We start from the raw sequence: 13,620 nt of genomic DNA on the forward strand, positions 1-13,620 counted from the left end.
CACACTACAAGGAAAGTAGCGGAAAGGTACCTGTTTACAGGAAGGTTTGGCCGGTGGAAGCACAGGCCAAACCAATGGTTAATAATGGTCAGCCCAAATGCTCGGCCAGCCGGTCCAACAACAGCGCGGCTTCGTCAACGCTCAGAGTCCGACCGCGAAGATGAATCCGCAATTCGCCCGCCGATACCTCTGCTCGCAATTCTCCGCCTTTGGGCAGCGTCTGAATAGGCAGCCGTTGGATCTGTTTCGGGCGGCCCCCACGCGGCTTTTCCTGAGTCGGTGCGGGCGCTTCCTTCAACGCAGCCTCTATCACGGCCAATTCCGATTTCGGGTCCGTCGCCTCACCCCGAGACAAGGCCTCCCTCAGCTTGGTCTGCGCGCCATCCCGAATAGCCGCGGCAATCCTGAGACCCGCCTTCTCCGACAACGCAACCGGGTACTGCAGTAAGTCGCCCAAGGCTTCGTGAACCACCGCAAAGCTGCGGACCTTGGACCTTTTGGCCTTGGAGGCTGCGGCGAACAGAACATCCACGGCGGCTTCGGTTGACGGGAAGACACCCTGCCCCACGGCGAGGACTGCGATGCGCCCACGTTCATACGGGCTGAGGTTTGATCGAAGTTCGTTCTCCTCAACCATCGAAACATAGGCGCCCTGCCCTGCGCCAGCCTGGCGCACGAACGCGGGAATTTGGGCGAATTTCGGGTCACCGCCAGCCAAGCGGCGGAAGGCTTCCAACCGGCGATAGCCCGAAATCAGGCCATAGCCATCCTCGGTTTTGGTCACCTCGATCGGCGTCCGCAGCCCGTTGGAGCGCAAAGATTCCAGCAGCTCGGACATTGCCTCTTCGTCATCGACCATGCGGTCGCGCCGCAAGAAATCGGCGTCGATCTGATCGATGGGCACCATCTCTGCGACCAAGCCCGCGCCCTGGGCATCCCGCCAACGCGCAGCGTCGCCTTGGTCTTTTGCAAGGGTTGCGCGGTCGGTCACCGCTGCCATGCCATTCAGCGTTGCGGCCTCGGCCGCGACCTGCGCGATTGGCGGAGTTGACGGGTTGGCCTCGAACGGGCTGATCGAGGGTTTCGCGGCGAAACCAGCCTCGAGTTGTTCAAGTTCCGCCGCATCCGGCGCCGTCAGTCTTCTGCGTTTAGCCATCTGCCTGTCCTCCCATCTGGGCGTCGCGCCACCAACACCCGATCAGTACTTCTTTGAATTCCGCGTAGGTCCGATCGAAGGTCTCTCGCCCTCGGACATAGGTGTCGCGGTTAAAGTCACGGTAGTCCGCTTCATAGATTCCGTTCACCTGTTCTCCGGCCTGACCGACCAAGGCGGTGTAATCCTGCCGATAGGCGTTCATGAAGTCACCGAAATACGCCTGGATTACGTTGGCCATGTCCGTCTGCTGGCTGGCGTCGAACCGGGTGATGATCGCGCGCACGACATCCCACTCGAACTTCAGTTCGGGCAACCCAGCCGCCCTTTGTGCCGCGTTCTCGCCATCCTCGATGCTGGCGAACGTGGTGTAGAGCATGTCGAAGAAGCGCCCGGTGGAATCAAACTCGAGGAATGAGGCTCCGAGCGGCACCAGCAAAATGTCCGCTGCGGCCAGCGCATTGATCGTTAGGTACCCAAGTGCAGGAGGAGTATCGAGGAACACGATGTCGTAGTCATTCAATACGGCCTCGTCCTGCAAGAAGTTGGTGAGCCCGTCCCACAGCGGCCAGCTGCGAAGGCCCATCCGCCAGACCGGGATCTGAAATTCGGCCCAATACAGGTTCAGTTGAGCGCCAATAAGATCAATGTTGGGCCAGTGGGTCTTCTGAATGACATCCTGAGGTTGGGTCCTCAATGCCTCTTGCAGAGTTTCGTCCAACGGAATTTCGGGTTGACCGGCAGCGGCGCGGACCCTGTTCTCTTCCTGGACCGCGCGCGCATAGTCTTTTGCGATCAAGGGGAAGACCGTCTGCCATTCATCCGCGACGCGACCACCCAGGATGGATGTCATGGATCCCTGGCTATCAAGGTCAATCACCAGCACTTTATAACCGTCCAAAGCAGCCGACATTGCCAGATGAGCAGCGGTCGACGTCTTGCCCACTCCACCTTTGAAATTGGCAACGGCAACAACTTTTGCCGGCAAGTTTTCCGGTCGGTAAGGCAGGTATTCCTTGGTGCTTACACCTTCAGCAGCGAAATGGTGCCTCAAGGTCAGAACTTCTTCGAGCGTGAACCATTTCGATCCCGCTTCGCCTTCGCCTTGCGGAAGGTCAGGATTCGCCTTGAGGACACGGCGCAGGTGGGCCGGAGCCACTGGGATCAGATATTTGGTAATCTCCCATATCGAAAACCGGCGAAGGCGCTTTTCGCCATCGGGCGCATACCCGCGGCGCGCCAGATCTTCGCGCCCTTTGGCACAGAAGGTTGCAGCTTTTGCGAATCGTGATGTCCCGATAGGATCGGGTAACTTTGATGCAGCCTTGGCCGGATCCAGATTGAAATACGGCGGTAGAGCGGGTTGTTTAGATTTTGTCACTGTCGATGCCTCGAATAATGTTCGCCTTTCCAGCATATGTCAGGAAATGTACCGAACATTTTCTTTCTGCGCTATCCTCGAAAGAGCAGTTTTCCACAGAAGAATGACGAAGAGTTCGGTTTCGCGACGAAACCAGCATTTATTCTGGAAAAAGTGCACACCAAAAAGTTTATTTTCTTTCAGAGTTTTAGATTCTTTGCTTGCTGAAAACATCGATAAAACATGTGTTTACGCCAGCTTTGGCACCTGGATACAGGACCAAGGGTTCCTGGCTTCGGGATCAAAGGCACCTGTATACAGGATCAAAGGGTCCCGAATCCGGGGAGTAGGGCACCGATTCGCGGTTTGGCTCTATCGTAGACTATTTAGGGTCTAATCCGATTGCGATGACCGCCGCCCACGCGGGACACGACTCCAAGTTTGAACCAATTGCCCCCCGCTTCTGTGGATAACTGGGTCGCCGATTCGGATAGGTACCTGTCTACGGGATTCACTCCGTCCTGCATATGGGGACCCAAATTCAGTTGATCCACGGGTACCTTTTGTGTCACAAACTTGGGAAACGAGCAGCCGGGCAGAATCATGCCGGATACACAACTGGACATGGATCACCTCTCAGGCGCTTTGCGTCGGGAAACGGTGAAAAAGAATGTGGCCGCGATCCATATCAGCGGCAAGCTGACGCTGTTGCAGCGCAAGCTGTCCAACGTGTTGCTTCTCAATGCCTACGACTCACTGACCACCGCGCAGACCCATACGATCGATGCTCGCACCCTGGCGATGATGGTAGGCTACAACTCGAACGACTTCGACACACTGCGCGCCAGCCTGAGAGCGCTTGCCGAGACAGTGGCCGAATGGGACATGCTCGACGAAAAAGGTCGGCAAGAGTGGGGCGTGTCGTCGTTGCTGAGTTTCGCCAAGCTCAAGGGCGGGATCTGCGAATACGCCTATTCCCCGGCCTTGGCGCAGAAGCTGTACGATCCGAAGATCTATGCGTTGATCAATGTGCATATCCAGCGCAATTTCAGCTCGGGGCACGGGCTGGCCTTGTATGAAAATTGTTATCGTTTCGTCCGTACCGGGTCGACCGGGTGGTGGGCGCTCGAGGTGTTCCGCAAGTTGATGGGTGTGGACGGCAGTGACTATTACACGAGCTTCAAACACCTGAATGCCAAGATCATCAAACCCGCTGTGGCCGAGGTGAACAAGAGCTCGGATATTCTGATCGAGCCCGAGTTCCGCAAGAAGGGCCGAAGCGTCACCGACATTCGGTTCCTGATCAAGGCTAACCCGCAGAAGGCAATGTTCGAGATCGACGACAGCGATGGGGTGCGCAACCTGGCGGTCTACAAAACCTTGCGCAAACAAGGGGTGTCCGATCGGCTGGCGCGGCAGTGGATCTCTGAGCATGGTGAGGATTACGTTCAGCAGAAGCTGGACTATGTAGCCGGGCAGGGGGACGTGAAATCAACGCTGGGATATCTTTCGGCCGCCCTGCGCGATGACTACAAGGCTCCCGCGGCAGAGACCGTGAAGCCGCCTAGTCCCGAGGCGCTGGCCGCAGCCAAGCAGCGGGAGGAAGAGAAAGCGCGCGAAGATCAAGCTTATGCCGCGCGCGTGGCGGAGCGCGCCGAGCGTGCCCGCAAGCTGGCCATAGTCGAAGACCTGGTTTCGCGGCGAAACCCCACTCAACGGGATGCCGACAAACGCTTGTTCATGTCGACTCTGTCGGACGAGCTAGACCGAGAGAACTTCCGGCAACACGGATGGCGATCAGGTTTGAACGCCAATGCCATTTTTGCCTTTTGGGAGGAGTTGGAGCCCGACGCGTTCCAGACGGAAACCCCCGCCTGAAGTTCAGGCGGGGCAGGGGGCTTATTGATTTTTCAATGCATTTCGCAGCGCATCCCCAATCGCACTGTGCTGCGCATTATGGGGTGATTTTGCGCGTTGTGATTTCGGTATGCCTGTATTCTTTCCGCGCGCGCTCTGGCCTTTGACGTCGCGATCTTGCCGGTCGGAGGCAGCGCAATCCTTGCGCATGCTCAGCCCGATCCGCTTGCGCGGCACGTCGACCTCAACGACACGGACGCGCACGACCTGACCGGCCTTGACTACCTCATGCGGGTCTTTCACGAACCGGTCGGCCAGCTGGCTAACATGCACCAGACCGTCCTGATGCACGCCGATATCGACAAAGGCGCCAAAGGCCGCCACATTGGTTACGGTGCCTTCCAGAACCATGCCGGGTTTGAGGTCGGTGATCTCTTCGACGCCCTCCTTGAAACTGGCGGTCACGAAGCTGGGGCGCGGGTCGCGGCCGGGCTTTTCCAATTCTGCAAGGATGTCGCGCACCGTGGGCAGGCCGAAGCGGTCATCGACGAACTGTTCGGCGCGCAGGCCGCGCAGTGCGCCGTCATTTCCCATGATCTGGCGGATGTCGCGGCCGCAGGCCTGCACGATGCGGCGGGCCACGTCATAGGCTTCGGGGTGGACGGCCGAGGCGTCCAGCGGCTCATCCCCGTCGCGGATGCGGAGGAAGCCCGCGCATTGCTCGAAGGCGCGGGGGCCAAGGCGGGCGACCTTCAGCAGATCCTGTCGCGACCGGAACGCGCCGTTCAGGTCGCGATGCGCCACGATGGCTTCGGCCAGACCGGGGCCCAGGCCCGAGACATGGGCCAGCAGCGGCGCCGAGGCGGTATTCAGATCGACGCCAACGGCGTTCACCACGTCCTCGATCACCGCTTCCAGAGACTGGCTCAGCCGGTGTTGATCGACGTCATGCTGATACTGGCCGACGCCGATGCTCTTGGGTTCGATCTTGACCAGCTCGGCCAGCGGGTCCTGCAGGCGGCGGGCGATCGACACCGCGCCACGTAGCGAGACATCCAGGTCGGGAAACTCGCGCGCGGCCAGTTCCGAGGCCGAATAAACCGAGGCCCCGGCCTCGGACACCACGACCTTGGTGGGCGCCTGCACCCCCTTGGGCAGCAGTTTCAGCGTGTCGACCACCAGCCGCTCGGTCTCGCGGCTGGCGGTGCCGTTGCCGATGGCGATCAGTTCGACCTTGTGGGTGGCGATGAGGTTCAGAATCGTGGCCTGTGCGCCGCGCAGATTCTTCTTGGGTTGGAACGGATACAGCGTGTCGGTCGCCACCAGCTTGCCCGTGGCGTCCACCACCGCGGCCTTGACGCCGGTGCGGATGCCCGGGTCCAGCCCCAATGTAGGGCGGGGGCCAGCGGGGGCCGAGAAAAGCAAGTCTTTGAGATTGCGTGCAAAAACCTGAATGGCCTCCTCCTGCGCGCGGCTGCGGAGATCGGCCATCAGCTCGACCATCATCGACAGAGACAGCTTCACCCGCCAGGTCCAGCCTGCGACCTTGCGCAGCCAGACATCGCCCGGCCCGTCACCGCGCGTGTGCAGATGTGCGGCCACTATCGCCTCGGCCCGGGCGGCGCCGGTTTCGCGGTCGGGGGCGATGTCCAGCGTCACGATCCCCTCTTTCGACGCGCGCAGCATCGCCAGTGCCCGGTGCGAGGGCACCTTGGCCCAGGGCTCGGCATGATCGAAATAGTCGCTGAACTTGGCGCCTTCCTGTTCCTTGCCCTCGATCACTTTCGAGGTCAGCAGCGCCTCGGCCTGCATGAAGCTGCGCAGCTCGCCCAGAAGGGCGGCGTTTTCGGTCAGACGCTCGGTGATGATGTCGCGCGCGCCGTTCAGCGCGTCTTTGGTGGTGGGCACGGCCTCGGTCACAAAGGCCTGGGCCAGCGCCTCGGGCTCGGCGCTACGGTCGGCCAAGATCGCGTCGGCCAGCGGCTCCAACCCGTTTTCCCGCGCGATCATCGCCTTGGTGCGGCGCTTGGGTTTGTAGGGCAGGTAGATGTCTTCCAGCTGCGCCTTGGTCTCGGCCCGGGCGATTGATTTGGCCAGATCGTCCGTCAGCTTGCCCTGATCCTTGATCGAGTTCAGGATCGCCTCGCGCCGCGCCTCAAGCTCGCGCAGGTAAGCCAGCCGGTCGGACAGGGTTCGCAGCTGGCTGTCGTCCAACCCGCCCGTCACTTCTTTGCGGTAGCGCGCCACGAAGGGCACGGTGGCGCCTTCGTCCAGCAGCTTGACCGCCGCTTCGACCTGTTGCGGCCGGGCATTGATTTCGGTGGCGATGGTCTGGGTGATGCGATCCAACGGGGCCTCCTTGATCTTTGGTTGGAGGACCGTCTTAGCCAGCGTCCGCGCCAAGGAAAAGGCGTCGCTTGTCGTCGGCGGGCTGAAAATCCAAGCATTTGCGCGGTTTTGCGCAAACTGGGTCAAAATGCGCGTTCGGATGCGATTGATCCCGGGCCCCGGGTGATTTAAGGGAAACCCTGTCAAATCAGAGTCACCCCGGAGCGGAACAGAATTCACGCTCCTCGCACGCCGCGTCGTACGCGGCACAACTCTCGGATCGCACGCCCCTGAAAGGCTTAAAAAAGGTAAGGGAACATGGCAGAAAAATCGAACTTCGACATATTGTATACCATCGTAGACGAAGCGCCGGAGCTGGCCAGTGCCTCGTTCCTGCCCATCATCCGCAAATTCGCCTCGGCCGCAGGCGTCAGCGTCGGAACCAAGGACATTTCGCTGGCCGGGCGCATCATCGCGGCGTTCCCCGAAAACCTGACCGAAGAACAGCGTCAGCCCGACGATCTGGCCGCCCTGGGCGAGTTGGTGAAAACCCCCGAGGCCAACGTGATCAAGCTGCCCAACATCTCGGCCTCGGTGCCGCAGCTGGTCGCTGCCATCAAGGAACTGCAGGGGCAGGGCTATGACATCCCGAACTACCCCGAGGACCCCAAGACCGACGCCGAGAAAGAGATCCGCGCCCGCTTTGACGCGATCAAGGGCTCGGCCGTGAACCCGGTTCTGCGCGAGGGCAACAGCGACCGCCGCGCCGCCAAAGCGGTCAAGCGATATGCCCAGCAGCACCCGCATTCGATGGGCGAATGGTCGGCTGACAGCAAGACCAAGGTGTCGTCGATGCCGGGCAATGATTTCTATGCCAACGAGAAATCGGCCACCGTCACTGCCGATCAGGCCGGTGATGCGCGGATCGAGTTCGTGGGCAAGGATGGTGGTGTTACCGTCCTGAAAGAAGGCTGGACGCTGGAACAGGGCACCGTTGCGGACGCCACTTTCATGTCGGTCAAGGCGCTGTCGGAGTTCCTGGATGCCGCGATCGAGGACACGAAGAAAGACGGCACCATGTTCTCGCTGCACATGAAGGCGACGATGATGAAGGTCAGCGACCCGATCATCTTCGGCTATGCCGTCAAGGCGTGGCTGGCGCCGGTGTTCGAGAAATTCGGTGACCGCATGGCACAGCTGGGCGTCAACCCGAACTCCGGCTTGGGCGATCTGCTGAACCGCGTCAAGGACGATGCCGAGATCATGGCCGCGATCGAGGCGGTCAAGGCCGATCGACCCTCGATGTACATGGTGGACAGTGACAAGGGCATCACCAACCTGCACGTGCCGTCGGACGTGATCATCGACGCTTCGATGCCCGCCGTGATCCGCGCGGGCGGCAAGGGCTGGGACGAGAGCGGCAAGAAGGGCGACACCAACTGCGTGATCCCAGACCGCTGCTATGCGCCGGTCTATGACGAGGCCATCAACTTCTTTAAAGCCAACGGTGCGCTGAACCCGGCGACCGCCGGTTCGGTCGCCAATGTGGGCCTGATGGCGCAGAAGGCCGAGGAATATGGCAGCCACCCGACCACCTTCGAGGCGCCCGCCGACGGCACGATCCGCGTTGTTCTGGCCAATGGCGAAACCCTGCATTCGCACGAGGTCGAAAAGGGTGACATCTGGCGCGCTTGCACCGCCAAGAAAGCCCCGATTGAGAACTGGATCCAGCTGGCAATGGACCGCCAGCGTCTGACCGGGTCCGAGGCGATTTTCTGGCTGGATGCGAACCGCGCCCATGACGCCGAGCTGATCAAATACGTCAAACCGGTGCTGGAGGCTGCGGGCGTGGCCGACAAGTTCCTGATCATGGCCCCGCGTGAGGCGACCCGCAAATCGCTGGAAACCATCACCGCCGGCAAGGATAGCATCGCCATCACGGGCAACGTGCTGCGTGACTATCTGACCGACCTGTTCCCGATCCTCGAACTGGGCACGTCGGCCAAGATGCTGTCTATCGTCAAGCTGATGAATGGCGGCGGCCTGTTCGAAACCGGTGCAGGTGGCTCGGCGCCCAAGCACGTGCAGCAGCTGGTCGAGGAAAACCACCTGCGTTGGGACTCGATGGGCGAATTCTGCGCACTGGGTGAATCGCTGAACTTCCTGGCCGACAGCCGCGGAAACGCCAAGGCCGCCGTTTTGGGCGCTGCAGCCGAGGCCGCGACGCAGGGGATCCTGGACCATGACCGCTCGCCCAGCCGCAAGGTTGGCGAGCCGGACAACCGCGACAGCCACTATTGGTTCGCCCGCTACTGGGCTGAGGCACTGGCCGCGCAGTCGGATGATGCTGAACTGGCGGCGCATTTTGCACCGATCGCCAAAGAACTGGCGGAAAAGGAAGAGCAGATCCTGTCCGAACTGCTGGCCGCTCAAGGCAAGCCTGCTGATCTGGGCGGCTATTACCATGGCGATCGCCCCAAAACTGCGGCTGTGATGCGTCCCAGTGCGACACTGAACGCGATCATTGGCTGACCACAGAAGGCCGGGCGAATGAGCCCGGCCTTTCTTATTTCGTCCGATCAGGCGACAGTTACTATTTTCCTGAGCTATTGTTTGCTTTGGCTTGATTGGCCGGACCCGAACTGTTCCAGCGCGACCTAGGTTGGACAAAGGGAGTTGCGGCACGGCTCTCAGCCGGTATCATCCCAGAAAGTTTGCACCGTCGAGCGTTTCGGCCGGACTGTGCAGTTGATTTGTTAAAGGATGTTTCAGAGCGCCTGTGTTCGCAGTGATTGGAACCAGGGCCGGCGCTTGATTTGGATTGCCGGACATGGTCGGCGGAGAGTGGTCATGAGTACGCTGAAGATCGCGGTACTGTCCGACATACATGGAAACGCCACGGCGTATGCGACCGCGATCCAAAAGGCCGAAGCTTTTGCGCCGGATGTCGTCATCATGTTGGGCGATCTGCTGACATATGGTGTGCGCCCTCGGCAGGTGTTGGAACTGACCGACCAACTGATGGCTCGCCAAAACTGCGTGTTCATCCGCGGCAACCACGATCAGTTCTATTTCGATCTGGATAAAGGCACCCCGTCTTTCTACGACAACATTGCAGGATTTGTGTTGGAGTCCGTCGAGTGGACGCATGGTGAGGTCCGGGGCGACCCACCGTTGGCCGACCGATACCCCTGGGCCGACCGCCATAGCATGGGGCCGATCCTGTTCTCACATGCCAACCCTTACGATTATGGGGACTGGTCCTACGTCTCGAAACCGGATCAATGGGCACCAGCGGCAGCGGTCTTGCGACAAATGGGAAAAACGGTCGGGGTCTTTGGGCATTCGCACCGGGCCTTTGCCGTCATGATCGACGAAGCCGGAAGACCGACACCTGCGGATCAACGCAAATGGATAAGGACTCCGAAAGGGTCAGTGCTGCTGCTGAACCCCGGAGCGGTCGGGCAGGGGCGGGGCACGGGCCTGTCTTATCTGACCCTCGAGCTGGATGGCGACCGGGTGAGAATCGACATCCCGTCGATCAGCTTTGATCTGGAACAGATCCGCGCGGATATTCAGGCCACTGACCTCAGTCAGGGGACAAAGGAACGGCTTATTTCATTTATGGAGAAATGAATTGATCACGGTTTTGGTTACAGGTGCGGGTGGCGGTGTGGGCCAGGGCATCATCAAGTCGCTCAGGCTGATTTCTGATTTGCCGCTGCGTATTCTTGGAGCCGACATGTCTGCCCTATCCGCCGGCCTTTATGCCTGCGACAAAGCCTTTCTGGTCGAAGGGTGCCGCTCGCCGGGATATCTCGACTCACTGGCGCGGATATTTCAGTCAGAGTCCGTGGACTACTATTTCCCCGGAACGGATATCGAACTGGCATTGTGTGCCGAAAACCGGGATCGCATTGCGGAACGTTTCGGGACAAAGGTCGTGGTCAACAGTCCAGAGACGGTGCGGATTGCCGATGACAAGGGACTGACCTCGGCTTTTTTGGCGAAAAACGGGCTGCCCTATCCGCGCACTTGGCCTATGGCCGAGGCTTTGGAAATGGATGATCTGGTCTACCCGGTTATTGCCAAACCGGCGGTCGGGTTTCGGTCCATCGGGGTCGAACGGGTGAATTCTCGGGACGAGCTGGCCAACTACCCCGGTGATCCGGCGGCAACCATCGTACAGGAGCTGATCGGCGATGACGCGCGCGAGTTCACGTGCACGATCGTCGGGGCGAAGGGGAGTTTGTCGCCGGTACTGGCACTGCGCCGAGTGCTTCGGTCGGGCGATACATATCGGGCCATTCCCGAGCGGAATCCGGTGATCGAAGACTATGTCACAGCTATCGCGCGCAAGCTGGACGTCGAAGGGGCCTGCAATTTTCAGCTGCGCCTTGGCGACGACGGAGTACCCAAGGTGTTCGAAATCAATGCCCGGTTCTCTGGTACTACACCGTTCTGTGCTCAACTGGGTTTCAACCCGGTCGAATGTTACCTCAAGACCGACCGCGGCCTTGCCTATGAGCCAGAAATCGCTTGGGACAGCATGGTTCTGCGGTACTGGAGCGAGCTGGTCGTTCCGCGTTCAATTACAGATACATTGGATCAGGCCGGAAAGTTGGAACCTCAGATCCCGGCCCAGTTCAGCCTCTATGGCGGGACGTCATGAAAGTTGCCCTGACAGGGGCGACCGGCCTGCTGGGTCGCCATCTTGTGGCCTGGTTAAGCCGACGTGACATTCCTGTTGCGCGGATCGACCGGTCGGACTGGGATCTGCAGGACGCGATCGCCCATGACAGGCTGGATCAACTGGCGCAAGGTGCGGATGTATTCGTGCACTGCGCGGCCCGGATTGACCTTGCCGGGCCTGCGGGTGACGGCTCGGCTTGGCAGGTGCTGTTTGACAGCAATGTCCGAGCCACGTTGAATGCGGCGCGTTGGGCGACAGATCGTGATGTGCACTTCATCTTTGTGTCCAGCGGGTCGGTTTATCGCGATCCTCATGCCCGCAGAATCGACGAAAGCGCGGAAACCGCCCCGGGGCCGCTCGGGGGTGATTACGCTACAACCAAGCGTCTGGCTGAAGCGGGGCTGGCTGAGCTTGCCCAGACTTCTGGAGCGCGAGTGACCGTGCTCAGACCTTCGGCGCTCTATGGTCATGGGCTGCCTGATGACAAGTTTCTTGTGCGGATGCTGAATGATGCGGCCGCGGGGCAAAACATCACAGTAACCGGTCCAAAGAACAGCATTGATTTCGTACATGCGCATGACCTGAGCCGGGCGATTTTGCAATCGGCCCAGGCCGAAGCTTTCGGTGTATTCAATATCTCCGGCGGAGATCCGGTTTCCTTGGCGGATTTGGCGCAGGAGGTCATGTCCGTCGCAGGTGGCCGGGGTATGATCGAAACCCGATCCGGAGACAGTCCGCCATTCACGAGATTCGATCTGTCCTCAGACGCAGCCCGGGCTGCATTCGGCTATGCGCCGGTCGTGGACATTGCAACGGGTCTGGAAATGACGTTGAGGGGCCAATTGCTGCCGGGAGCGGCATGACCCGGTCCGGCAGCCGGGTGATTGGAGCCGGAAACATGTTTTTTGAAGGTATCTTGGGTGTTACCCTTGTAGTCCGGGTACCAGTCTGCGGGCCAGGTAACCCACCGCCGTTTGGAATGTAGAATATGGTGCCAGTTAACAGTATCAGCCGGCCTAAGCCGATTTTGGAGCAGATCGAATTCGCGTGTCTGATGACTGCGTTGCTGTTCAGCACGTTCACTGCCTTTCGCCATCCGGCGGTTCTGTTCACGGCCAGCGACATGTTTCTGACGATTGCCGTGATCCTGCGGAGCAACCGCAGCCTGCCGCTGTTTCCGTTGCAATCCGCGTCCTCGATCTGGTTCATCGGGATGCTGATGATGGTGGCGGGACTGTCGATCGGCTCTATCGCGCACGGCGATCCGGTGTCGGCCTTCGTGGTCATCGTTCAGTATTTCTTTTCGTTTGTCCTTCTGCCTCTGGCTATCCTGGGCCGCCCGTATGAAGAGGCGGTTACTCTTGCAAAGGTCGGCGTGATCTCGATTGCCCTGAACTGTCTTGTCGGGATGATCGCCTATGGCGTGGGCTATTCCGGTGGCGAAGCCCGGTATTTCATGCTGGTCAGCGGCAACTACCGCGTGGCGGGTCTGGTGGATAATCCAAACGGGTTGGCTGGACTGATCGTGCTTTGGTTTCCGGTGTTGTGGTATCTTGGGTTGACGGGTGCGCTAAGAAAACTGCCATTCTTGGCCCTCTTCGGGCTGCTCGCCATCACTTTGATCTACGCAAGTTCGAATTCCAGCCTTGCTGGTGCGGTCATCTGTGGTGCTCTGTTCCTGCTGCTGGTCGGAAACCAGCGCGTGCTGATGATCTGGGGAACAGCTGTGACGACGATGGCTTGGATCAGTATCCAATGGGCCGAGTTCATCTTTCCGCCGACGTTCCGCAACCGGGTATTGTCACCTCTGCTCGAGGGCGACCTGAGTCATGCGGGTACATTTGAAGACCGTGCCGATCTCATGATCGAAGCCTGGCGGTTTCTGCCGGATTACTTCTTGGTCGGTATGGGCGCGGGACAGTATCGCGAACTGAGCAGTCAAGGCATTCCCGTTCACAACCTGTACCTGTTGCTGGCCAACGAAGGGGGCATTCTGGCCTTGCTGGGATTGTGCTTCGTTTTGGGGTCCGCAATCGTCTACGCCGTAATGGCCCGGCACAATGTGCCGAACAGGGTGTACGGGCGCGCGACCGTGGTGACTGTCACGCTGACCTTTGCGGCGCTGTCCATGAACTACACCCATGTTTACCAGCGCGGTATGCTGATCCCGTGGATCGTGGCATTGGGGCTGTTGGCTGCGTCCGATCTGTACCGGCGCCGTTAGCGTTA

Annotated in this window: 9 protein-coding genes; 6 read left to right on the top strand and 3 right to left on the bottom strand. The window is 59.9% G+C overall.

What is annotated here, in order from left to right; genetic code table 11:
- Nucleotides 1-88: 88 nt before the first annotated feature.
- Together AC2FNL_RS10965 and AC2FNL_RS10970 are read right to left on the bottom strand one after the other, a co-directional pair.
- Complete coding sequence (locus AC2FNL_RS10965) at nt 89-1,156, bottom strand: ParB/RepB/Spo0J family partition protein (protein ID WP_496833597.1); 1,068 nt, start codon at nt 1,154-1,156, stop codon at nt 89-91.
- The gene (locus AC2FNL_RS10970; protein WP_496833599.1) at nt 1,149-2,570 is read right to left on the bottom strand and encodes an AAA family ATPase; all 1,422 of its coding nucleotides are present in this window, start codon (nt 2,568-2,570) and stop codon (nt 1,149-1,151) included. Before AC2FNL_RS10970 ends, AC2FNL_RS10965 begins: the two co-directional genes overlap by 8 nt.
- A gap of 546 nt (nt 2,571-3,116) precedes the next feature.
- Between AC2FNL_RS10970 and AC2FNL_RS10975 the strand changes: the two genes are divergently transcribed.
- Nucleotides 3,117-4,391, top strand: coding sequence for a replication initiation protein (locus AC2FNL_RS10975; RefSeq protein WP_093963740.1), 1,275 nt, complete (start codon nt 3,117-3,119; stop codon nt 4,389-4,391).
- A 21-nt stretch (nt 4,392-4,412) separates the two neighbouring features.
- Here the strand turns inward: AC2FNL_RS10975 and AC2FNL_RS10980 are convergent, their stop codons facing one another.
- A complete protein-coding gene (locus tag AC2FNL_RS10980) occupies nt 4,413-6,719 on the bottom strand; it encodes a Tex family protein (RefSeq protein WP_496833600.1) in 2,307 nt (768 codons plus the stop codon).
- Between the two features lie 297 nt (nt 6,720-7,016).
- Between AC2FNL_RS10980 and AC2FNL_RS10985 the strand changes: the two genes are divergently transcribed.
- From AC2FNL_RS10985 to AC2FNL_RS11005, 5 genes are all read left to right on the top strand, one after another.
- Nucleotides 7,017-9,230 (top strand): NADP-dependent isocitrate dehydrogenase, encoded by a 2,214-nt coding sequence (locus AC2FNL_RS10985; protein WP_496833601.1) that lies wholly within the window; start codon nt 7,017-7,019, stop codon nt 9,228-9,230.
- A 318-nt stretch (nt 9,231-9,548) separates the two neighbouring features.
- Nucleotides 9,549-10,334: a metallophosphoesterase family protein gene (locus tag AC2FNL_RS10990; RefSeq protein WP_496833603.1), complete on the top strand. Its 786-nt coding sequence runs from the start codon at nt 9,549-9,551 to the stop codon at nt 10,332-10,334.
- Nucleotide 10,335: 1 nt separating this feature from the next.
- A complete protein-coding gene (locus AC2FNL_RS10995; protein WP_496833605.1) occupies nt 10,336-11,370 on the top strand; it encodes an ATP-grasp domain-containing protein in 1,035 nt (344 codons plus the stop codon).
- On the top strand, nt 11,367-12,254 hold the full coding sequence (locus AC2FNL_RS11000) for an NAD-dependent epimerase/dehydratase family protein (RefSeq protein WP_496833607.1): 888 nt from the start codon (nt 11,367-11,369) through the stop codon (nt 12,252-12,254). Before AC2FNL_RS10995 ends, AC2FNL_RS11000 begins: the two co-directional genes overlap by 4 nt.
- A gap of 191 nt (nt 12,255-12,445) precedes the next feature.
- Entirely contained in the window at nt 12,446-13,615 is a 1,170-nt protein-coding gene (locus tag AC2FNL_RS11005; RefSeq protein ID WP_496833608.1) for an O-antigen ligase family protein, read from the top strand.
- The last annotated feature ends 5 nt before the right edge of the window (nt 13,616-13,620 follow it).

It is taken from the genome of Ruegeria sp. CRTD044, assembly GCF_059613485.1.